This is a genomic window from Novosphingobium sp. Leaf2 (genome assembly GCF_001421325.1).
Lineage (GTDB): Bacteria > Pseudomonadota > Alphaproteobacteria > Sphingomonadales > Sphingomonadaceae > Novosphingobium.
The window spans coordinates 47,777-70,301 of the sequence record NZ_LMJY01000012.1 but is presented as its reverse complement, the minus strand read 5'-3'; the positions used below and the strand labels follow the sequence as shown (position 1 = coordinate 70,301).

The following is a 22,525-nucleotide window of genomic DNA, read 5'->3' as shown; positions in this document are numbered from 1 at the left end:
GTGCACACGCGCAAGGTCAACCGGGTTTTGCGATGGGGCGTGCTGACGCTCGCGCCGCTGCTGGCGATCGGCGGGGCGCTTGTGTTGGCGGCGGCTCCTGCGCAAAGCGATCAGCCTTCAGCCGAAAACGTGCTGCAGCAAGGCCGCAAGGCGCTGGCCAAAGGCGATGGCATCGCAGCTGAAATGAAGCTGCGGGCGGCATTGGCGGCTGGCGCGCCGCGCCGCGATGTGGCCGCGCTGATCGGCCAGGCGCTGATGGCGCAGAACCGGCGCGATCTGGCGCGGCGGTGGCTGGCGCCGGGTGACTTTTCGCCCGCGACCGCCGCTGCCGGGTGGCGCTCTCTCGGATTGCTGGAGCGGCTGGACGGCAACCTCCCGGCGTCCGGGCGCGCATATGACAAGGCGCTGGCGCTGATCCCGCGCGATGCCTCGCTGTGGGTGGAGATCGGGCGGCTGCGCTATGCAGGCGGGGAGCACACGCTGGCGATTGACGCGTCCGAACATGCGCTCGCGCTGCAGCCGGATGACGTGCGGGCGCTGGAGTTTCGCGGCGAACTGGTGCGCGATTCGTATGGCCTGCTTGCCGCGATCCCGTGGTTCGAGAGCGCGCTGATGCGCGATCCCAAGGACGTTTCGGTGCTGCTGAATTACGCCGCAACGCTGGGCGAACTGGGCCACGCCAGCGAGTGCGTGACGATAACCCGGCGTGTCCTGCAACTCAGCGCCAAAAACCCGCGCGCGTTCTATCTGCAGGCGGTGGTAGCGGCGCGGGCGGGCAATTATGCGCTGGCGCGCAGCTTGTTGGCCCGCACGAAGGGCAAGCTGGACGATCAGCCCGGCGTGCAGATGCTGCACGGCGTGGTGGAGATCGCCGCCGGCAATGCCTCGGCGGCGCAGGAAGCCCTCGAAGCGGTGTTGCAGGCGCGACCGGACAGCGTGCGGGCGCGCGAACTGCTGCTGCGCGCGATCGTGATGGGCGGCCAGTTCGGCTATGCGACCACGCGGTTTGCGGACGAGATCGACAGCGCCTCACCCTACATGCTCACCACGATGGCGCGCGCGTTCGAGGTGCTGGGCGAGCGCCAGCGGGCCGGCGAACTGCTGGACCGCGCCGCCCGCCCGCAACCGGCGGGCCTGCGGGTGCTGGCGGATGCGGGCCGCGTGGGCGCGCTGCTGGCGCAGGGGCAAGGCGAAGCCGCGCAGTCCGTGGCCGAAGCGGCGCGCCGGTCCGACCCCGGCTTCTATGACGCGCAGGCGCTGGCGGGCGATGTGCAGCTGGCGCTGGGGCATGGGGCGCAGGCGCAGGAACGCTATGCGCTGGCCGCCGTGATCCGCGATCCTGAAAGCCTGTTCCTGCGGCGCGTCGCAGCTTTCGCGGTGGCGGGTGACCTGCGCGGCGGCAGCGTGCTGGTGAACGCCTATCTGGCGCAGAACCCCACCAGCCGACCGGCTCTGCGCGCCGCAGCCAATCTGGCCGCGGTGACCGGGGATCTGGGCCGCGCCCGCGCTATCCTGACATGGCTGCGCGCCAATGGCGGGCAGGGCGATGTCGATCTGCTGGTCGAACTGTCCCGCGTCGAACTGGCCGCCGGTAACCCCCGCGCGGCGCAGGAGGCGGCGCTCAGCGCGTATCGGCTGCAACTCGCCAACCCGCTGGCGGCGCAGGCGCTGGGCGCCAGCTACGCCGCACTGGGCGAACAGCCCGCCACCGCCAGGGCGTTGCTCGACAAAGCGCGGGCGATGTTGAGCAATGTGCAGCCGGCGGGATTTCGTCAGGTCGCGCCTTAGCGGCGATCACAATGCGGCGTGGATGAAATGGACTTCGCTGCAGTGTGCGTTTTCGTCACTCACCGGCAAGCGGAATTTCCGTTTACGCCCCATTGCATACATTCAGCGCTCCGCTAACCTCGCTGGATGAAATGCCGGATATTGGTGATTGCAGCGGGTACGTTGCTGCTGGGTGGATGCGATATGATCCGTGCAATGCTTCCTCGCCACGGCACTAACGAGGCTGAGGTGCGGGCTGCACTATCCGGCTGCGGCATCCCGCTGGACAGCATCGCTTGGTCGGTCGGCCCGGACGGCACCTTCGCATTCGGACGAAAGAGCGCCGATGCCTTGCCACTTGCTAACGATCAGAACGAGTGCCTCATGCGCTGGGTCGAGAAACACCGCGTCAAGGTTGGCTTCGTAGGCTGGGAGACCGGTCCTCGCTAACGACAGCTTCCCAACAAAATGGGCCTTTTGACACTTTTAGCGCCAGAAATGTCCTTGGAGCCCTTCGTCGACCCAAAACTTCCCCACACGCTTAATCCCCCGCAGCCTTTTCCATCATGTCCATGAAGTCGCGTGCGGTGTTGCGGTCGGTTTCGTTGTCGAACGCGACGTCGAGGTCGGGGGCGGCGCCGAACATGTGGAGCATTGCCCATAGCGCGAAGCGGCGACCCTTGTCCTTTTCCATGCCGAAATCCACCTGCATGCGTTCCACTCCGGCCTCAAGGCCCGCAGGGGTGATCGTCGTCAGGTCTTCGGTGGCGAAGTAGCGGCGCAGCTGGTCGTCAAGGTCCATCAACCGGTCATAGGCGAACCGGGCGGGCTTGGGAATGCGCCGGTCAGTGCTTGTGATCCCAGCCGTAGCAGCCGCAGCACACCGGATAGGAAACCGCGCCCCACGCGCTGGCGATGAAGCCGATGAAGAACACCGTCCAGCCCAAGCCCCAGTTGCGGCCCATCAGAGCATCAAGCAACGCCGCGACGGTCAGGACGATGAACGTCGCTTCCACCAGCAGGAACACGATCTGGAACGGCTTGACGCCGCGATGTGGCATACCTCTGTCCATGCGCGCTCTCCGGCACATTTGCTTTTAGGGTGCAGAGAATATCGCGCCAGCGGTGCATGTCTACACCGATTTTCGTGCCGGACCGGTCCTCGAAAATCGCATCCGCCTAGCGTGAAAGGCGCACGATCTGATAATACCCCAGCGGTCCGCGCCGGTGTTCAAGGTGCAGGCCCTGCATGCGCGCAATGAAGGCCGCCGCGTTGCCTAGATCGCGGCGTGGGGTGACGTGGAACTGCCGCAGCCAGGCATGCAGCAGTTTTCTCGCAAAGGCGGGCAAGCCGCTGCCATCGCCAAAGTCGACGATGGTCAGCGTGCCGCGCGGCCCCAGCACGGCGGCGGCTTGTGCCACCGCGGCCTCCCAGTCCGGGATCATCGACACCGCATAGGACAGCACCACGCGATCGAAAGTGTCGCGCCCCAGCACGGAAGCGGCATCGAACCGCGTGGCGTCGGCCTGCGCCAGCGTTGCGTTCATGCCCATCCGCTTGCGGGCGCTGCGCAGCATCTCGTGCGAGATGTCGAGGCCGTGGAGCTTCACCCCCGGCCACCGCGCCCCGATCAGCGACAGGTTGCGCCCGGTGCCGCAGCCGATTTCCAGCACCGCCATGCCGCGCCGGGCATCCAGTTCGTCGATCAGCCGGTCGCGCCCAAACAGGTAGTATTTGCGCGTCAGGTCATAGATGGGCCGCTGCCAGCGATAGACCCGGTCCATCAGCGCGGCATGATCGCTGGCCATCACAATCAGTCCGCAAGCACGTAGAGGTGAACGCCGCCATAGATCGACGAACGGTCAGACGCTGTGGCGATGTGCGATTCGGCCTCGCGGTAGGTCCAGCGGGCCAGTAGCGCATCCGGTACGCGGCCCGGCAAAAGCGAAGGGGCGGCTGCGGTGCGGAAAAGGACGCGCGCGCCAGGGCGGGCGGTGCGGGTGATCTGCGTCCATAATTCAGTCAGCTGCTCGTCGCTCATCCAGTCTTGCGCATCCAGCAGGATGTAGCGGTCGTAGCTGGCCGGGGCCGCAGCGGCCAGAACGTGGGTGAAGTTGGCGTGGCGCAAGTCCAGCCGGTCCAGCCGGGCGCGTACCACGGGAAGGTTCGCCTCCTGAAGGTATGGGGGCAGGGGTGCGCCATCGGCCCGGCCATATCCGCGCGAAAAGGCCTGCCATGCGAAGTAATTGTCGTTCACCGCAAAATCGCAGGCCAGCTTTTCCAGGCGTTCGCGCAGCACGTCGGCCATGGTGTGTCCGCCCGCGAGCGCTTCGTATTGCGCGGGCGGAATGCCCAGCCCGAACAGCGAGGCGGGATGGCGGGTGAGCCAGCGCACAAGGGGGCGCTCGAACACCGGGGCCAGCCGCTCGTCGAACACCCGGCGCTGTTCCTCCAACGAGCCTGCGGCAAGGATCTCGGCGGGATCGACCTTGTGCAGCCGGGCAACGATGTGCGCTGCGCCGATGAAGCCGCCCAGCAGGCCCTGCCGGTAGAACCCGCGCGTGAAAGCGGCGATCCGGCGGCGTCCGGTCAGATCTCGGCCCTCCCAATAGCGCCGGGTCGGCTCGTCCAGGTGCGGGGCCAGCCGCTGGTGATACAAGGCGACGTTATCGGGATGGTCGGCTTGCGCGACGAAACGGCGCACCTGCGCATCGTCCAAGTGGCGGACAGCCGCGTGCTTGAGCGTGTTAAGCGCGATATGCGCTGTGTTCAGGTCCACCACGGTGATGTGCGCTGGGTCTGCCGTCAGATAAGAGAGTGCGTTGCAGCCGCCGCTGGCGATGGTGATGATACGGCTGTCCGGCGTGATCGCCAACGCATCCATGTCGGCCACCGGATCTTCCCAGATCTGCGCATAAACCAGCCCCTTGAAGGCAAATGCGAAGGCCTTGTCGAGCAGGCGCGTTTTGCGATCGCCAGCATTGCGCACGACGGCGTTCTCGATCAGGCGTGAGCGGGATGAGGGCATGGCGCAAAGGTCCTTCGAGGGGCTGTGGGGGCCGGAATGCCACCACGCGGTGACCGGGCGATGACGTATCGAAGGCGGTTTATGACAACGCAAAGGGCCCCATCGGCGCTGCGCAGTTGAGTTGTCACACAGGAGCCCTATATGCCCCGCTTTATATTTTGGCCCGTGCCGAAGGAGACAGGTTGGTGAGCAAGGTTCTGGTGATTGGTGCGGGCGGCGTCGGCTCGGTCGCGGTGCACAAGATGGCGATGAACCCCGACATCTTCAGCGACATCCATCTCGCCAGCCGCACCGTGTCGAAGTGCGAGGCGATCGCGCAGTCGGTCAAGCAGCGCACCGGCGTTTCCATCGCGACATATGCGATCGACGCTGATGACGTTGCCGCCACCACGGCGCTTATCCGCGAAATCGCACCCAAGCTCGTGGTCAATCTGGCGCTGCCGTATCAGGATCTGGCGATCATGGACGCCTGCCTTGCCACCGGCACGCATTACATGGACACTGCGAACTACGAGCCCAAAGACGTCGCCAAGTTCGAGTATCACTGGCAGTGGGCGTATCATGACAGGTTCCGCGACGCCGGACTGATGGCGCTGCTGGGTTCGGGCTTCGATCCGGGCGTCACCAGCGTGTTCGCGATGTGGCTCAAGAAGCACAAGCTCAAGACTATCCGTACGCTCGATATTCTGGACTGCAACGGCGGCGATCATGGCCAGGCCTTTGCCACCAACTTCAACCCGGAAATCAACATCCGCGAAGTCACCGCGCCGGCCCGGCACTGGGAAAACGGCCAGTTCGTGGAAACGCCCGCGATGGCCAAAAAGGTCGCGTTCGACTTCGAGGCCGTAGGCCCCAAGAACATGTACATGATGTACCACGAAGAGCTGGAAAGCCTGGCCCGGTTCGTGCCCGAAATGGAGCGCGCGCGCTTCTGGATGACGTTCGGCGATGCCTATATCCAGCACCTGACCGTGCTGCAGAACGTGGGCATGACGCGCATCGACCCGGTGCTGTACAACGGCGTGGAAATCGTGCCGCTGCAGTTCCTGAAAGCTGTGCTGCCCGAACCGGCCTCGCTTGGTCCCACTACCAAGGGCAAGACCAATATCGGCGATATCGCCACCGGTGAAGCGCTGGACGGTTCAGGCGAAAAGACGTTTTACATCAAGAACATATGCGACCATGAAGATGCCTACGCCGAAACCGGCAATCAGGCGGTCAGCTATACCACCGGGGTTCCCGCGATGATCGGCGCCGCGATGATCCTGACCGGGGCATGGCAGGGGCAGGGCGTGTTCAACATTGAGCAGTTCGATCCCGATCCGTTCATGGACATGCTGAACAACCACGGCCTGCCCTGGACGGTCGAGGAACTGGCGCAGCCGCTGCCGTTCTGATCGCCCACCGGCATAGCCTCTCTTCTGGCCCCTGCGTAACGTGGGGGCCATGCCCGTTCGATCGGGCCAGCTGATTGCAGGACCACGCATATGGAAACCAGAGCCGGCGATCCGGGCGCCTTTGCCGATTTCGATCTGTCCCGCGTGGACAGCCCCGCCTTCGTGGTGGACGCGGCAAAGTTGCGCGCCAACCTGCGGGTGCTGGCTGACATTGGTGAGCAGTCCGGCGCGAAAGTTCTCTGTGCGCTGAAAGCGTTCTCGATGTGGTCCACCGCGCCCATCGTGGGCGAATATCTCGACGGCGTATGCACCTCGGGCCTGTGGGAAGCGCGCCTGGCGTCCGAGTTCTACGACGGCGAAATCACAACGTACTGCGCGGCCTATAAGCCCGAGGACATGGACGAGATCCTGCGCCTCTCCGACCATGTGGTTTTCAATTCACCCACCCAGATCGAGCGGTTCTGGCCCTTTATCGAGGGCGCGCGGGCGCGCGGCGACCGTTTCGATATCGGCCTGCGGATCAACCCGCAGCACCCCGAAGGCGAAGTGCTCAAGTACGATCCGTCCGCCCCGCATTCACGCCTGGGCTTCCCGATCGACCAGTTGACGGCAGAGCATGTCGAACTGGTGGACGGCATCCATTTCCACAATTTGTGCGAGCAGGATTTCGAGCCCCTACAGCGCACGTGGGAGAAGGTGTTCGATTATCTGGAGCCGTATTTCGGCCAGTTTAAGTGGATCAACATCGGCGGAGGCCACCACGTTACCCGCGCCGATTACCAGCGTGAGGAGCTGATCGAATTTTTGGCTGACATGGCCGAGGACACCGGCGCGCAGATCTACATCGAGCCGGGTGAGGCGGTGGCGCTGGATGCCGGGATACTGGTGGGCACCATCCTTGACGTGGGCTGGAACGGGATGCCGGTGGCGGTGGTGGATATTTCCGCTACCTGCCACATGCCCGATGTCATCGAGGCGCCCTATCGTCCCGCCATGCTGGACGAGGGCGATACCGGCGATGCCGAGCCGATCCGGCTGGGTGGCCCCTCGTGCCTCGCTGGAGACGTGATCGGGGATTACGTCATGCCCGTCGAGCCGGAGCCGGGCCAACGCTTCGCGTTTTTGGACCAGGCGCATTATTCGATGGTGAAGACGACCACGTTCAACGGCGTGCCGCTACCTTCGATCTGGTTGTGGGATTCGGAAAGTGACGCGTTGGAATGCGTGCGCCAGTTCACATACGAAGATTTCCGCGACCGGCTGAGCTGACGGTTGGCCGCGTTCGCGGTGCGGTCTGGCTGATACGCTCGAATCACCTTGCAGCCGTATAGGGCGGCGGTGCGTTTCAGACATTCATGCGCACCACATTCTACGCTCGATGTCGGTATCAGGTATCCTCACAGGCTTCCTGTCTTAACGTTCTGATATACATCACATTTCTGAAATATTTTTGACGTCTGTTCGTCATCCCTGATCGTACGATGACGTTTTTGTTACAGGGTCCGTTTTTCACTTGCGATTCAGGACCTGAGCCCTATATCCGCCCCTCGCTGCCCCATGGGGACTTCCAAACCGCAAGGCAGCTTTTTGGCACAAACACCGTTTGGGGGTCCCTTGATTTGCACACTTTTCTTGATGCATCGGCTGTAGCGGGCGCACTCGCGCCTGACGAACCCGTGATCCTCAACCGTCCGCATGCCGCGGCCCGGGCTGCCCGATTCTTCGCCACGAAGTTTCCTGGCAAGTCGCTCTATGCGGTGAAGGCGAACCCCTCTCCCGATCTCATCCGGGTGCTGTGGGACAACGGGATCACGCACTACGACGTCGCTTCGATCGCTGAAGTTCGCATGGTGCGCGCCACCTTGCCGGCCGCTACGCTGTGCTTCATGCACCCCGTGAAGACCGCCAGCGCGATCCGCGAGGCGTACTTCGAACACGGCGTGCGCACCTTCAGCCTCGACACTGTCGAGGAGGTCGAGAAGATTGTTGCAGCGACCACCGATGTTGACGGAAACGAGGCGCGCGATCTGCGCCTGTGCGTTCGCTTGCGCGTATCTTCCGAATATTCCGAGCTGAGCCTTGCCTCTAAGTTTGGGATCGATCTGGCCGATGCTGGCGAACTGCTGCAGGCAACCCGTCAGGTGGCGGACTGGCTGGGCGTATGCTTCCACGTCGGCTCGCAGGCAATGACGCCGTTTGCTTACGTGCAGGCGCTGGAACGCGCCCGTGCGGCGATTGCCGATGCCGGCGTCGTCATCGACATGATCGATGTGGGCGGAGGCTTTCCTTCGTCCTACCCGGGCATGGAGCCGCCGCCGCTGGAAGATTACTTCGCGATCATTCACCGCCACTTTGAAGCCCTGCCGATCGCCTACAACGCCGAACTGTGGTGCGAACCCGGCCGTGCGCTGGCAGCGGAATACAACTCGCTGATCGTCAAGGTAGAGAAGCGCCGGGGCGATGAACTGTTCATCAACGATGGTGCATACGGCGCGCTATACGATGCCGCCCACGTCGCCTGGCGCTTTCCGGTGAAGGCTATTGCGCGTGAGGGTGAACGAGCGTCCGAGATGAAGGAATTCTCCTTCTACGGCCCCACGTGCGACGATGCGGACTTCATGGAAGGCCCGTTCCTGCTCCCCGCCGACATCAAGGCCGGGGACTGGATCGAAGTGGGCATGCTGGGCGCCTATGGCGCGGCGATGCGCACGGCGTTCAACGGGTTCGGTTCTGGCGATGTCGTGATGGCGCAGGACGAGCCGATGACCAGCCTTTACACTGGCCGCAAGGACGTGCGCGTTTCGGACAACGTCGTCAGCCTGCGCTGATCGACCGATCCTGATTGCAAAAAGCCCCCGGACCAGTGCGGTCCGGGGGCTTTTTTCGTGCCTGCCGCCGCGCCGGAAAACACCCGGTGCGGCGGCAATACGCAGCCTTATGCCTTGACGAACAGGCTCTGATACTGGCGCGGCTGGCTGCGCAGGTACTGCGGCGCTACCTTGATTTTTGCGCCTAGTGTAGCGGCTGCGTGCCAAGGCCAGCGCGGATCGTACAGGACGGTGCGGGCCAGCGCCACGAAGTCCGCATCGCCGGTGGCGACGATCGCTTCGGCCTGTTCCGGCTCGGTGATGAGGCCCACGGCCACTACCGGGATCGACACCGCCTGCTTGACGGCGCGGGCCAGCGGCACCTGGTAGTTCGGGCCTACCGGTATCTTCTGGTGCGCTGCAAGGCCACCGCTCGATACGTGGATACCGGCACAGCCGCGCGCTTCCAGTGCCTTGGCGAAGGCTACTGTCTGCTCGATATCCCAGCCACCCTCGGCCCAGTCCGTACCGGACACGCGCATGGTCACGGGCTTGTCCGCCGGGAAGGCGGCACGCACAGCGTCGAACACCTCAAGCGGGAAGCGCATGCGGTTTTCCAGACTGCCGCCGTATTCGTCCGTGCGCGTGTTGGACAGTGGCGACAGGAACTGGTGAAGCAGATAGCCGTGGGCACCGTGCAACTGCACCAGATCGATCCCCAGCCGCGCTGCGCGGTGGGCGGCTTCGGCAAAGGCTACGCGGATGCGGTTAAGCCCGGCGCTGTCCAGCGCCACCGGCGGGTTTTCGTCCTGCGTAAACGGCAGATCGGAGGCGGATAGCGTTTGCCAGCCGTTGTGGGTGCCGGGCGCAATCTGCGCGCCGCCGTCCCAGGGCTTGGCGGTGCTGGCCTTGCGCCCGGCGTGAGCGAGCTGGATCGCGACGGGGATGTTGGACCAGCGGCGCACGCTTTCCAGCACCTTGGCCATCGCCGCTTCGGTAGCATCGTCGTAAAGGCCCACATCGCCGTATGAAATGCGTCCTTCGGGCGTGACGGCAGTGGCCTCGATCGTCAGCAGGCCCGCACCCGATTGCGCCAGCTGGCCGAGGTGCGCCTCATGCCAGTCGGTCATGCAGCCGTTTTCGGCGGAGTACTGGCACATCGGCGCCACGATGATGCGGTTGGACAGCGTGAGATCGCCCACGGTATAGGGCTCGAACAATTTGGCCATGAATTCCCCGGTTCGCTTGAACGGACAGCGCGATGTGCGCCAAGCCCGTCACTTGGGGATCGTGCCGCGCTGCGAAAAGGGGGGCGTCAGGTTAACGGCGCAACTTAAGCTGTCAGGCCGGCAAGAAGCACTCAGGCAGCAGCGCGCATTTCCAGGCGATCCCAGATTTCGGCGAGCGCGCCGGTCAGTTCCCGCATCATCGCTTCGGTATGCGCAGGGCCCGGCGTGAAGCGTAGGCGCTCCGTGCCGCGCGGCACGGTGGGAAAGTTGATCGGCTGCACATAGGCGCCATACTCGGCCAGCAGTATGTCGCTGATCTGCTTGGCGCGCACCGGATCTCCGACCATCAGCGGCACGATATGGGTGGTGGAATCCATCACCGGCAGCCCGGCATCGCGGAACATCTGCTTGAGCATCGCCGCCGACAGCTGCTGACCTTCACGCTCCACACTGGAGCTTTTCAAATGGCGTACGGATGCGAGCACGCCCGCCACCAGCACCGGCGACAGCGATGTCGTGAAGATGAAGCCGGGCGCGTAGGAGCGGATGCAGTCGATGATCTTGGTGGTGGTGGCGATATAGCCGCCCATCACGCCGAACGCCTTGCCCAGCGTGCCCTCGATGATGTCGATCCGGTGCGCTGCAGCGTCCCGGTCGGAAATGCCACCGCCGCGCGGGCCGTACATGCCTACTGCGTGCACTTCGTCGATGTAGGTGAGGGCGTTGTATTTCTCGGCAAGGTCACAGATGTCGTGGATCGGGGCGACATCGCCGTCCATCGAATAGACCGATTCGAATGCGATCAGCTTGGGCAGGGCCGGGTCGGTTTCGGCCAGCAGTTCTTCCAGATGATCGAGGTCGTTGTGGCGCCACACCTTCTTTTCGCAGCCAGAGTTGCGGATGCCCGCAATCATGCTGGCGTGGTTCAATTCGTCGGAAAAGATCACGCAGCCGGGCAGCAGGCGCGCCAGTGTGGACAATGTGGCATCGTTGGACACGTAACCGGAGGTGAACAGCAGCGCGCCTTCCTTGCCATGCAGGTCGGCAAGTTCATGTTCGAGATCGACATGGTAATGCGTGTTGCCGCCGATGTTTCGCGTGCCGCCGGAGCCCGCGCCCACATCGTGCAGCGCCTCCTCCATCGCCTCGATCACCTTGGGATGCTGGCCCATCGCCAAATAATCGTTCGAACACCACACGGTGATCGGCTTGGGGCCGTTGTGGCCGGCGAAACAGCGCGCGTTGGGGTATGCGCCCTTGTTGCGCAGGATATCGATGAAGACGCGATACCGGCCTTCGGAGTGGAGGCGCTCGATCGCCTGGTCGAAGATGTGCTCGTAATTCACGGTGTCGACTTCATCCTGCCTTGCCGGTGCCGGCGCCTTCCCGCTGCGCCATTGCCGTTACCCGGATGGCTTTTGCGGACGCCAATAGCGTATCGCTTGCACCATTGCCAGCAGCTTGTCCGCAAAGGCTAATGGGAAAACCTGCCCGCAGAAAACGCCGTAGGCGCCGGGTCATGGCCGGCAACGATCGCCATGTTCGGCGCGGCGCGGTGCAGCGCCGCGATCGTCTTGAGCCAGGCCAGATTGGCGCGGCGGTACGCGGTGGACCTGCCGCGCATGCCAAGGCGCGCGGGAAGCCGCAGTTCGGCCCAATTGCCGAAGATCTTGGCGACATCGCCGCTGAACAGCATTTCGCGCCCACCGGCAAATTGCACGTAGACCATGTTCACGTCCGGACCCATGCCGGTTGCCGGGATAATCACCACGCCGGGGGCAAGCGGCCAAGGCGCATCGGAGGAGGCGGGCGGTAGTTCGCGGGGCGCGCGCATATTGCCCGCTTCCAGCCCGCCATTATGGGCCGGCTCGTCCGCCAGCAGCACGATGTGCGCCGCAACTGTTCGGACTTGCGCGATCCGGGCCTGGGTGTTGGGATCGTAGATGTCGACGCCGCCCTCGCGCGCCGAACGCGCCGATGTGCCCGCATCGATAAGGATCGGCGCGGCACCCGGAACGATCAGTTCATATGCCCGCATTACCGTGGGCAAGGATCGCAGGCCCGCGCCCGCCATCAGCATGTTGGCCGAAACCATGTCCATGCCCACCGTTTCCACACGCAACTGCGCGGGGCGTGGTCCCGGCAGGGCTGCCGCCAGGGTACGCAGCTGGGTTATTGTAACCGGTCTTGCCGCCGGGTCGACCGCTCCCGGCCCCAGACCCGGATCGACCAGGTGCCAGTAGTAGGGAATTCCGACAATGAGCAATACCGACACCAACCAGAAATTCAGGCGCCGCGTCAAATCCTGTGGACCTCAAGCAACCCGTATTGCGCCAGCTTCATGCGGTACGCCTCGGGTATGTCTCCCGATCCCGTAAATAGCGCCTGGTCAGGCACTTGGCGAGCATATTCCTGTCCCGCAACGAGACGCGAAACCTGCCGGGCAATCCCTTGCGCGCCGTGGACGAAACGCACGTCCGGTCCGAAGGCGCGGGCGAGTTCGTCCTGCACCAGCGGGAAGTGGGTGCAGGCCAGTACGACCGTGTCGATCGCGCCGCCGTCAGGCTGGCTGCGCAGGGCATCCACCGCCTGTGCGATCGCGTTCTGATCGACCGGTTCGCCGCGCAGCTTGGCCTCTGCCGCGTCCACCAGGCTTGGCGCACCGTGGCGCAGCAGGCGCTTGTCCGCGGCGAATTCCTGCTCCAGCCGGTCTACATAAGCCTGGCGGATTGTGGCCGGCGTGCCCAGCAGCCCGATCACGCCGGAGCGGGTCATTGCGGCTGCCGGCTTGATCGCAGGGACGGTGCCCACCACTGGCACCTCCAGCACATCGCGCACCATGCCCAGCGCGATCGTGGAGGCGGTGTTGCAGGCGATACAGATCAGCCGGGGGTGAAACCGCTCCGCCATGCGGCCCAGCAGCCCCGCCACGCGCGCCGCGATCTGCGCCTCCGTTTTGGTGCCATAGGGCAACCCGGCGGCATCAGCGGTATAGATGATCGGCGCGTCGGGCAGGGCCTTGCGCACTTCTTCCAGCACGGTGAGGCCACCCACGCCCGAATCGAACAGCAGGATCGGGGCAGCCGGATCAACGGCGCGCTTGGTGTCGCCGCCTTCATGCGGCGTGCTAGTGACGTGGCTTGCCATTATCGATTTCCCTGACCTTGCCACCTGTTAACCGCCGAAATGGAGCAAGAGCAACGCCCAAAGCCGCAAGCCGGCTTCTGTATGGCGTGAAGGGAGGCTAAGGCGGTCCCATGGAATGGATTCTTGCAGCAGCCATCGGCTATCTCTTCGGGTCGGTGCCGTTCGGGCTCATTTTGGCCCGGCTGTTCGGTGCAGGGGATCTGCGGCAGATCGGGTCGGGCAACATCGGCGCCACCAACGTACTGCGCACCGGCCGCAAGGGCCTTGCCGCCGCCACCTTGTTGCTCGACTTGCTGAAAGGACTCGCGGCGGTGCTGCTGGTCGCGCACTTTTGGCCTCAGCTTGCCCCGGCGGCGGCGCTGGGCGCGTTTCTGGGGCACTGCTTTCCGGTGTGGCTGCGGTTCCGTGGCGGCAAGGGGGTTGCCACCACGGCGGGCGTGGCGTTCGGCCTCGCGTGGCCGGTGGGCATCGCTTATGCGCTCACGTGGGTGGCGCTGCTGGCGGTAGTGCGCATATCCTCGGTTGCGGGGATGACCGCCGCCATCGTCGCCCCGCTGGCCGCATTGGCGCTGGGGCGTGTGGATGCCGCGCTGGTGCTGGCGCTGATCGCCGCAATGGTACTGTTCCTGCACCGGGAAAATATCGCCCGCCTGCGCGCCGGCACCGAACCGCGCATCGGCGGTAGACCGGCGTGAGCGTCACCGAAGCGCTGTCGCAGGACGAGGCGTTCGCCCGCATCCGCCTGCTGCGCTCACCCAATGTGGGGCCGGTAACCTACCTGCACCTGCTGGCCCGCTTCGGCGATGCGGCGAGCGCTGTTGCCGCGCTGCCGGAATTGGCGGGCCGCTCCGGCCGTCGCTATACGCCCGCCTCGGAGCGCCGGGTGCATGACGAGATCGCGGCTGCCCGCAAGGCCGGTGCGCGTTACCTGTTTCACGACTCGCCGGATTACCCCGCACTTTTGGCGCAAGCGGAAGGTGCGCCGCCGATCCTGACGTATCGTGGTGATCTGGCTGTGGCCGCGCGGCCCTGTGTCGCGATGGTCGGTGCGCGCAATGCCTCTGCCGCCGCTATCAGGCTGGCGCGCGAGATCGCGCAGGATCTGGCAGGCGAGGGGTGGTGCGTGGTCTCCGGCCTGGCGCGCGGGATAGACGGTGCGGCCCACACCGGCGCGCTGGCCACGGGCAAGACCATCGGCGTGATCGCCAGCGGGATCGACGTGGCCTATCCGCCCGAACATGCCGCGATGCAGGAACACGTGGCGACAGACGGGCTTTTGCTGGCCGAACAGCCGCCGGCCACCGAGCCGCTGGCCCGCCACTTCCCCACCCGCAATCGCATTATCGCCGGGCTTGCTGCCGGCACTGTGGTGGTCGAAGCTGCGCCGCGCTCGGGTTCGCTGATCACCGCGCGCCTAGCTGGCGAGATGGGGCGCGACGTGATGGCCATCCCCGGCTCGCCGGTCGATCCGCGTTCCCACGGCTGCAACCAATTGATCCGCGACGGCGCGGTGTTGGTGCAGAATGCGCGCGAGATCATCGAGCAGCTTAGCGCGTTTGGCGGCACCCCGCGCAGTCTGGTACGGGATTCGGTAGGCTACACGCCATTCGCCGCTGCCGTGCCGGAGCGCGTTGATGCCAGCGTAGAGCCTGCCGACGTGGCCGGGCTGCTGTCCGTGGCGCCGGTCAGCATCGACGAACTCGTGCGCCAGTCCGGTGAAGGTAGCGCTGCGGTGCAACTCGCGCTGATCGAGCTTGAGCTGTCCGGCCGTCTGGTGCGTCATGCCGGCGGGCGTGTCAGCCTTGGCTGATGCGTTTCGTGTAAAAGGGGCCGACCATGCAATCGCAGTTTGAAATGGCTGATCTGGTCCGCGAAATGCGCGATCTGGTCGCACGCCATCGTTCTGGGGTGTTTGGGGTGGGTGCAGTGATCATCGGCGTCTACACCCCTTTGGATCTAGCTATGGGGCAAATGGCTGGGCTCCCCGAACTGGTCGTCGGGCTGGTGCTGCAATATGCGTTTCTCGCGCGGGTGCTGGACGCCCCGGCGGGACGCTGGCGGCTCGGCTCGTTGATGGGCAGCGAGTTTCTCGCGGGGCTGGGTACGTTGCTGGGGTTGCTGCTGCTGGTTGTGCCGGGGCTATTAATCGCGCTGCGCTGGTCGCTTTCCGCCGCCTTCGTCGTCAAGGACGAGCAGCGTGCGTATGAGGCGCTGTCGTCCAGTCGAGTGGCCACCGCTGCATGCTGGCGTCCGCTGCTGACGGTTTTCGCGATCATCTTCGCGATATTCGGCGGCGGCCTCGTCGGAACGTTCGCGGCCAACGATGTTTACAACGCCGTACTGCCGCAATGGGCCTGGGCGCTTGCCCAGAACGTCTGGCAGGCGCTGTTTTCACTGGCCAGCTGGCTGACGATTGCAGGGGCATATCGCCTCATCAGCGGGCGCGCAGATGAACTGACCGAAGTGTTCATATAGATAGCCCGGCTTGTTGTGCTTGACGAACCGGCCAAAGCCTTCCCACCCTGTACGTGTACACATGCGTGCGCATACGCGTAAGGGCAGATCGAGTTAAAGAATGCAGCTTGTCATCGTAGAATCGCCTGCCAAGGCAAAGACCATCGAGAAATATCTGGGCAAGGACTACAAGGTTCTCGCCAGCTACGGCCATGTCCGCGACCTGCCGCCAAAGGACGGCTCCGTCCGCCCGGACGAGGATTTCGCGATGGACTGGGAGCTGTACGGCGACAAGCAGCGCCAGGTGAAGGCCATCACCGACGCGGTGAAGGGCGCGGACCGCCTGATCCTGGCGACCGACCCTGACCGTGAAGGGGAGGCAATTTCCTGGCACGTGCGTGAACTGCTGGCCAAGCGCAAGCTGCTGCCCAAGGACGTTCAGCGGGTCACCTTCAACGCCATCACCAAGGAAACCGTCACCAAGGCGATGACCCAGCCGCGTGAGCTGGATCAGGACCTGATCGACGCCTATCTGGCGCGCCGGGCGCTGGACTACCTGTTCGGCTTCACGCTGTCGCCGGTGCTGTGGCGCAAGCTGCCCGGCGCGAAGTCGGCCGGGCGCGTGCAGTCCGTGGCGCTGCGCTTGATCGTCGATCGTGAGCGCGAGATCGAGGCGTTTCGTCCGCAGGAATACTGGTCCGTTGCCGCGCTGATGGCGCATGACGGCACGGACTTTTCCGCGCGGCTTGTGACGTTCGACGGCCAGAAACTGGATCGCCTGTCGCTGGGCGATGAGGGCATTGCCATGCGTGCCAAGGCGGCGGTGGAGCAGGGCGCGTTCAAGGTGGAAGGGGTGGAGACCAAGCCCCACCGCCGCAACCCTCAGCCGCCGTTCACCACGTCCACCTTGCAGCAGGAAGCCGCGCGCAAGCTGGGCTTTTCGGCCAGCCAGACGATGCGCGTGGCCCAGACGCTGTATGAAGCGGGCGCGATCACGTACATGCGCACCGATGGCGTGCAGATGGACCCCAGCGCCATTTCCGCCGCGCGCGCGGCCATCGCCGACCGCTTTTCCGGGCACTATCTGCCCGAACAGCCGCGCCACTATTCCACCAAGGCCAAGAACGCCCAGGAAGCACACGAAGCGATCCGCCCCACCGAGTTCACCCGCGACAAGTTCGGCTCCGGTGACGAGGCGAAGTTGTACGATCTGGTATTCAAGCGCGCGATGGCCAGCCAGATGGCATCAGCCGCGCTGGAGCGTACGACGATCACTTTGCGTGACGGGACTGGGCGCAATGAACTGCGCGCCAGCGGGCAGGTAGTGAAATTCCCCGGCTTCCTGGCCGTGTATGAAGAAGGCCAGGATAACAAGGCGGACGAGGAGGACTCGGGCCTGCTGCCGTTCATGAAGGCCGGCGATATGCCCGCCAAGAAGGACGTGAGCGCCGAACAGCACTTCACCCAGCCGCCGCCCCGCTATTCCGAGGCCAGTCTGGTCAAGCGCATGGAGGAACTGGGCATTGGCCGGCCTTCCACGTACGCGTCCACACTGCAGGTCATCAAAGACCGCAATTATGTGCGGACTGAAAAAAACCGTTTTTTTGCAGAGGAATCGGGCAGACTTCTCACATCGTTTCTCGAACGGTTCTTTCCGCGCTACGTCGCGTACGAGTTCACCGCCGGGATGGAGGATGAGCTTGATGACGTGTCTGGTGGGCGGCAGGAATGGAAGGCTCTGCTCGAAGCGTTTTGGCGCGATTTCAAGCCCAAGTCCGACGAAGTCATGGAAAAGAAGCCTTCGGAAGTTACCGAGGCGCTGGACGAATTCCTGTCCGACTACCTGTTTCCCCCTAAGGATGATGGTTCCGACCCCCGGCTGTGCCCCAAGTGCGGCGAAGGCCGTCTGTCGCTGCGCGGTGGCCGCTACGGCGCATTCATCGCGTGCTCGAACTACCCGGAGTGCAAGTTCACCCGCAAGTTCGCGCAACCCGGGGGCGCGAACGAGGGGGGTGAGGACGAAGGTCTTGGCCAGGACCCGGAAACTGGCATGGACATCCTTCGCCGCGCCGGTCGTTTCGGTCCGTATATCCAGTTGGGCGAGGGGAAGGAGGCCAAGCGCGCGTCGATCCCAAAGGACATCGACGAGTTGAACCTGGAGTGGGCGATCAAACTGCTCAGCCTGCCGCGCACCGTGGGCCCGCATCCGGAAAGCGGCAAGGATATTACCGCCAGTATAGGACGTTACGGGCCATACCTCGCACACGATGGAAAGTATGCGCGCCTGCGTTCGACGGCTGAAGTGTTCGATACCGGGATGAACGCGGCGGTGTCCCTGCTGGCTGACGCGGCCAATCGTGGCGGCGCGGGTTCGCGCACCGCGGCAGAGCCGATCAAGGTGCTGGGTATGCATCCCACCAATGGCGGTGAGATGAAGGTGATGGCCGGTCGCTATGGCCCCTATGTCACCGATGGCACCACCAACGCCACGTTGCCGCGCGACCAGAAGCCGGAAGACCTGACTGCCGAACAGGCAACCGTGCTGATCGACGAAAAGGCGGCCAAGGGGCCGGCCAAGGGCAAGAAAAAGCCGGCGGCGAAAAAGGCGGCACCTGCAAAGAAAGCGCCCGCTGCAAAAAAGGCGCCGGCCAAGAAAGCGGCCACCAAGAAGCCTGCGGCAAAGAAAGCCGCAAAGCCCAAGGAGGCCGCCGAATGAGCGACAAGCTCGCCAAGCACAAGCAGCCCTGGAAGCCGGAAGAACTGCAAAAGCTCCAGGTCCTTGCCGGCAAAGGCAAGGGGTTGAAGGAAATCGCCAAGGCTCTCAACCGCACCGAGGAATCGACCAAGGATGCGGCGCGCCAGCATGGCATGACGATTTCCAAGGCCCGCTGAACAACGCGAGGGCCGCCTAAGCGCGCAGGCGCAACGGCGGTTCCATGTCCAAGGTGCGCAGTTGCCGGCCGGCTTCTTCCCACAGAGCAAAATCGCCGGCGTAGAAATCGCGCAGGAAGGATTCCTGGCTGGCGGTCAGGCTTTCCACGCCCCGTCTGGAACTGCGATTGAGACGCGGAAGTTCGTCTAGCCGATCGAGGCCGACGATGCTGCCAAGTCGCTCGATCGCCTCATACGGCACCAGGCGGTCAATGGGGCAGTGCCCGTCGTCTCTGGTGAGATACCAGGCTTGCGGCCTGAAGATGTGGTCCATCTGGAAAACGCTGCGGGCGGTGGCCAGGTGGTTGAGCGCGTCGTCGATGCCGGCGAAGGCTCGGTAAGGGCCGGCAAACGGCCGTGACACCGCGCGCTCCGCAGTGCCGCCGCTGCGGGCATACCGCAGGGCCGAACGGAACCGGCAAAGCGGATCACGCACGATCGCAAAGCTGGGCAGGTCCAGCAGATCAGGCGCGACGTTGGCATAATAACGCACCGTCTCGTGCTTCATCTGCGTGCCGTAAAGAGCGCGGCAGACCGAGGTTCCGGCATTCTTGGGAACATGGACAAACAGCACGCCGCTGCGCCGTATCGCGGCCATGCGGGCGCGGCGCGGTCCGTTTGGACGGTAGGGCAGCCCGGCTTGCGCAAGGCGCTCGGGCACGTCGCTGACGAGGCGCAGGCGAAGGGCCGCGGCGATCAGGCGGTTGACGCCCACGGTGCCGGTCTGGCGGGTATGACTGTGCATGCCCGCAAGCTATGGGTGTAACCTGACTTGCGAATTTCGTAATGTTTCAAGGCTGTGCAATGAACCGCCGCCCAGGCGAAACCCTTGGGCGGCGGCGCAAAAGGCGGTGCGTTTTAGAAGTTCACGACGATCCCGGTGAAGAACGTGCGGCCATACACGTCGTACGTGGAAGGATACGTGTTTGCCTGTTCCTGGTTGTCGCCAAGGATCGGCGGCTTGCGGTTGAACATGTTGTTCATACCGATATTCCAGGTGAAGCGACCGCCGACATCGAAGCTGGCCGTGGCATCGAAATAGTCATAGGCCTTGATCTTCTCGACCGAGTAATCGGTGGAGGGATCGTCGTCCTTCACTGACGACAAGTGACGCCACGCCAGCGACAGCGTGGTGCCTTCGGTGGCCCAGGTCACGCGGCTGTTCAGGCGCCACTTTGCATAGACGTTGGTGCACAGCAGGCCGAACTTGCCATCGCAATCCACCACCAGATCGGGGATCGAGGAGATCGGCTTGAACTGCCAACTCAGCAAACGGGTGCCTGAAACGCGCAGGTTCAGCTTGCTGGACTTGTTGACGCCAAAGCCCAGCGCCACCGTGTACTGTGCGTCAAAGTCGATCCCTGCGGTCTTCACACCGCCACTGTTAGACAGGTTGTCGACCGCGCCGTTGATCAGGTAGCTGTTGCTGTCACGCGGGAGCAACGAGCAATAGCTTGTGTCGTACGGCGTCCAGCCATTCGTGGCAGTGCCGTAGCATGCCGAGATGATGTTGTTGGTGCCGGCAGCCGTGATATAGTTGTCGATCTTGATGTGATAATAATCGACGGTGAGCGACAGTCCCGGGATCGCCTGCGGCTGCAACACGGCACCGAAGGTGTAAGTGTTCGCGGTTTCCTCGCGCAGGTTTTTGTTGCCGCCGTTCGAGCTGTTGATCTGCGTTTCGCTGCTGAGATTGCCGACGTTCGCGGCCGGTACCCCGTTCGCGACGCAGCTGTTGAACAGGCTGGTGTTCGCGGTGGCGGCGCTGGTGGCGCACGGATCCGAGGCGGTCTCGAAATTCTGCAGGTTGCCGCTGTACAGATCGTTGACGGTCGGTGCCCTCACGGCGCGTGAGAACTGGCCGCGCAGGCTGATGTCCTTGATCGGCGCGTAAAGCAGCCCGGCCGAGAACGTGCCGACCGATTTTGCGGCCGTCGAATAGTACGAATACCGCGCTGCGCCGTTGAACGAAAGCTTCTCTATGAACGGCTTGTCTGCCAGCAGCGGCACGTCCACTTCGGCGAACAGTTCCTTCACGTTGTAGCCGCCAGTCGTCGGCTGCGAGGCGTTGAAGCCGATCACGTCTCCCGAAGCCAGCGCCGCGTCTGGATCGAAACTGCCCTTTTCACTGCGATATTCCGCGCCGAAAGCCAGACCCGCAGGGCCTGCTCCCAAGTCGAACAGATTGTTGTTGGTGATCGCGCCGCTCGCCACCTTCTCGGTGATGGTGGAGCGGTTCACTGCCGTCAGTGAAATGAAGTCTGCGGCGGCCTGGCTGATGTTGCCCGCACCGAAAATGTCGAGCGGCACGCAGCCGTTGCTGGCATCGGTGCAGACCAGATTGCCCGAACTGTCGCGGGTGGTCAGTAGCGCCTGCTGAACCCGGCTGGCTGATACGTTGCCATACTGCGTTTCAACCCGGCGGGTGCGGGCATAGCTGCCGTAGATATCGTAGTTCCAGTCACCTGAAATAACGCCGCGCGCACCGACGAGTGCACGATAAGCCTTGCTGTCGATGTCAGACATGCGATCGCCCACTTCGGTCAGACGGCGATTGACGGCGGCCGAGGTATAGCCATCGCCATTGGTGTCGTAGCTGGACAGCAGCGCCTGGCTTGATGGCGAGAGGAACGAGGAATTGTCGTCCAGCAGATATGTACCCGTCAGCGGTGTGGGAGCCAACTGGTTGATCGTCTTGTTACGCACGTACTGGCCCTCGGCGTAGAGCGTCAGGTGCTCGCTGACGTCGAAGTGCGCCTGCCCGAACAGCAGCTGGCGCTTTTGCGGCACCTGCAGGTAGTTTTCCGAGGCGTAGTTGTAGGCATCTGCCGAGGTGTACGGCGTGTAGCTTCCGTCGGTGCCGAACTTGTATTTACTGCCAGCCAGCGTCACCGAGCCGGCGGGTATCGTACCGGAACCGCCAGCCGTCAGGCCGCCCGCGCCATCGTCGGTCTGGGTGACGGCGGTGTAGCTGCGCGCAGACTGCTTGATCGCCTTGCGGTCGGTATATTCGCCGTACAGCGTGATGTTACCGCGCCCGTCGGCGAAGTTCTTACCAACCAGCAAGCCACCGTCATACGTGGCGCCATCGCCCGAATTGGTCAGGCGGTAATTGGCGTTCGCCTGAACGCCGTCGAAATCCTGCTTGGTGACGAAGTTGATGACGCCGGTGACAGCGTCAGACCCGTATACGGCCGATTTGCCGCCGGTCACTGTGTCCACACGCTCGATCAGCGCGGTGGGGATGGTGTTGAGATCGACGATCTGGTTGGTGTCATACGGCACGTAACGGTGGCCGTTTACAAGCACCAGCGTGCGCACGGCGCCCAGCCCGCGCAAGTCAGCGGTGGAGGTACCGTCGCCGGGATTGTTCGAGGCCGACGTGCTGCCGGGCAGAACTTGCGGCAGTTCCTTCAGCACGTTTTCGATGTTTACCTGACCCGACAGCTGCAGTTCCTGCGCGCTGACCGCCATGATCGGCGCGGACTGCTCCAGGTTGGCGTTGCGCAGGCGCGATCCGGTGACCACGATGGCTTGCGCATCACTGGCGGTATCGTCGGCAGGCGGCGTGGTATCCTGCGCGTGGGCCGTGGCCGGCAAGCCCATGAGCAGGGTAGAGGCCAGCAGCAGGCGTTTCAGCGGAAATGTCATCGGTGCTCCTTTCGCGGATCCGGCGGGGCAAGGCCCTCTACACCGGAAGCAGGCAGCATCTTTGCCCGCAGCAACACGAAACTGTCATTATATAATAGTTATGCGGCGTTAAA

20 protein-coding genes are annotated in these 22,525 nt (G+C 63.9%); 10 read left to right on the top strand and 10 right to left on the bottom strand.

The genetic code is table 11. From position 1 onward, the window contains the following. Both ASE49_RS06975 and ASE49_RS06970 read left to right on the top strand, forming a co-directional pair. The gene (locus ASE49_RS06975) at positions 1-1,788 is read left to right on the top strand and encodes a tetratricopeptide repeat protein (RefSeq protein WP_200921990.1); all 1,788 of its coding nucleotides are present in this window, start codon (positions 1-3) and stop codon (positions 1,786-1,788) included. A 195-nt stretch (positions 1,789-1,983) separates the two neighbouring features. Then, positions 1,984-2,217 (top strand): hypothetical protein, encoded by a 234-nt coding sequence (locus ASE49_RS06970; RefSeq protein ID WP_162234236.1) that lies wholly within the window; start codon positions 1,984-1,986, stop codon positions 2,215-2,217. Positions 2,218-2,308: 91 nt separating this feature from the next. On the opposite strand, the gene ASE49_RS06965 is transcribed toward ASE49_RS06970, so the two are convergent. From ASE49_RS06965 to ASE49_RS06950, 4 genes are all read right to left on the bottom strand, one after another. Beyond that, positions 2,309-2,569, bottom strand: coding sequence for a hypothetical protein (locus ASE49_RS06965; protein WP_056769752.1), 261 nt, complete (start codon positions 2,567-2,569; stop codon positions 2,309-2,311). A gap of 43 nt (positions 2,570-2,612) precedes the next feature. Next, entirely contained in the window at positions 2,613-2,828 is a 216-nt protein-coding gene (locus ASE49_RS06960; protein WP_235522872.1) for a hypothetical protein, read from the bottom strand. Between the two features lie 118 nt (positions 2,829-2,946). Further along, complete coding sequence (locus ASE49_RS06955; protein ID WP_056769748.1) at positions 2,947-3,576, bottom strand: class I SAM-dependent methyltransferase; 630 nt, start codon at positions 3,574-3,576, stop codon at positions 2,947-2,949. A 5-nt stretch (positions 3,577-3,581) separates the two neighbouring features. Continuing rightward, entirely contained in the window at positions 3,582-4,796 is a 1,215-nt protein-coding gene (locus ASE49_RS06950) for a DUF3419 family protein (RefSeq protein ID WP_056769746.1), read from the bottom strand. Between the two features lie 185 nt (positions 4,797-4,981). Between ASE49_RS06950 and ASE49_RS06945 the strand changes: the two genes are divergently transcribed. The 3 genes from ASE49_RS06945 to ASE49_RS06935 all read left to right on the top strand — a co-directional run bounded on the left by ASE49_RS06945 (position 4,982) and on the right by ASE49_RS06935 (position 9,021). Beyond that, positions 4,982-6,193, top strand: coding sequence for a saccharopine dehydrogenase family protein (locus ASE49_RS06945; protein ID WP_056769743.1), 1,212 nt, complete (start codon positions 4,982-4,984; stop codon positions 6,191-6,193). Between the two features lie 90 nt (positions 6,194-6,283). Next, entirely contained in the window at positions 6,284-7,462 is a 1,179-nt protein-coding gene (locus ASE49_RS06940; RefSeq protein WP_056769741.1) for a carboxynorspermidine decarboxylase, read from the top strand. 350 nt (positions 7,463-7,812) lie between these two features. Continuing rightward, the gene (locus ASE49_RS06935; RefSeq protein ID WP_056769740.1) at positions 7,813-9,021 is read left to right on the top strand and encodes a type III PLP-dependent enzyme; all 1,209 of its coding nucleotides are present in this window, start codon (positions 7,813-7,815) and stop codon (positions 9,019-9,021) included. 107 nt (positions 9,022-9,128) lie between these two features. Here the strand turns inward: ASE49_RS06935 and ASE49_RS06930 are convergent, their stop codons facing one another. From ASE49_RS06930 to murI, 4 genes are all read right to left on the bottom strand, one after another. Then, positions 9,129-10,229 carry an NADH:flavin oxidoreductase/NADH oxidase gene (locus tag ASE49_RS06930; protein ID WP_056769738.1) on the bottom strand — a complete coding sequence of 367 codons (1,101 nt, stop codon included), beginning with the start codon at positions 10,227-10,229 and terminating at the stop codon, positions 9,129-9,131. Positions 10,230-10,360: 131 nt separating this feature from the next. Next, entirely contained in the window at positions 10,361-11,575 is a 1,215-nt protein-coding gene (gene hemA, locus ASE49_RS06925) for a 5-aminolevulinate synthase (protein WP_056769735.1), read from the bottom strand. Positions 11,576-11,703: 128 nt separating this feature from the next. After that, positions 11,704-12,504: a hypothetical protein gene (locus tag ASE49_RS06920; protein WP_235522910.1), complete on the bottom strand. Its 801-nt coding sequence runs from the start codon at positions 12,502-12,504 to the stop codon at positions 11,704-11,706. A 23-nt stretch (positions 12,505-12,527) separates the two neighbouring features. Beyond that, complete coding sequence (murI, locus tag ASE49_RS06915; protein WP_056769730.1) at positions 12,528-13,376, bottom strand: glutamate racemase; 849 nt, start codon at positions 13,374-13,376, stop codon at positions 12,528-12,530. Between the two features lie 110 nt (positions 13,377-13,486). Here murI and plsY point away from each other — a divergent pair, with 110 nt between their 5' ends. From plsY to ASE49_RS06890, 5 genes are all read left to right on the top strand, one after another. After that, positions 13,487-14,071 (top strand): glycerol-3-phosphate 1-O-acyltransferase PlsY, encoded by a 585-nt coding sequence (plsY, locus tag ASE49_RS06910; protein WP_056769728.1) that lies wholly within the window; start codon positions 13,487-13,489, stop codon positions 14,069-14,071. After that, entirely contained in the window at positions 14,068-15,186 is a 1,119-nt protein-coding gene (gene dprA, locus ASE49_RS06905) for a DNA-processing protein DprA (protein WP_056769727.1), read from the top strand. Before plsY ends, dprA begins: the two co-directional genes overlap by 4 nt. A gap of 26 nt (positions 15,187-15,212) precedes the next feature. Continuing rightward, positions 15,213-15,851, top strand: coding sequence for a hypothetical protein (locus ASE49_RS06900; protein WP_056769724.1), 639 nt, complete (start codon positions 15,213-15,215; stop codon positions 15,849-15,851). Positions 15,852-15,951: 100 nt separating this feature from the next. Next, on the top strand, positions 15,952-18,546 hold the full coding sequence (topA, locus tag ASE49_RS06895; protein WP_056769721.1) for a type I DNA topoisomerase: 2,595 nt from the start codon (positions 15,952-15,954) through the stop codon (positions 18,544-18,546). Continuing rightward, a complete protein-coding gene (locus ASE49_RS06890; protein WP_056769718.1) occupies positions 18,543-18,722 on the top strand; it encodes a hypothetical protein in 180 nt (59 codons plus the stop codon). The genes topA and ASE49_RS06890 overlap by 4 nt, the downstream gene beginning before the upstream one ends. A 16-nt stretch (positions 18,723-18,738) precedes the next feature. Here the strand turns inward: ASE49_RS06890 and ASE49_RS06885 are convergent, their stop codons facing one another. Together ASE49_RS06885 and ASE49_RS06880 are read right to left on the bottom strand one after the other, a co-directional pair. Continuing rightward, entirely contained in the window at positions 18,739-19,506 is a 768-nt protein-coding gene (locus ASE49_RS06885) for a hypothetical protein (RefSeq protein ID WP_056769716.1), read from the bottom strand. A 113-nt stretch (positions 19,507-19,619) separates the two neighbouring features. Next, positions 19,620-22,412 (bottom strand): TonB-dependent receptor, encoded by a 2,793-nt coding sequence (locus tag ASE49_RS06880; protein ID WP_056769713.1) that lies wholly within the window; start codon positions 22,410-22,412, stop codon positions 19,620-19,622. Positions 22,413-22,525: the final 113 nt, after the last annotated feature.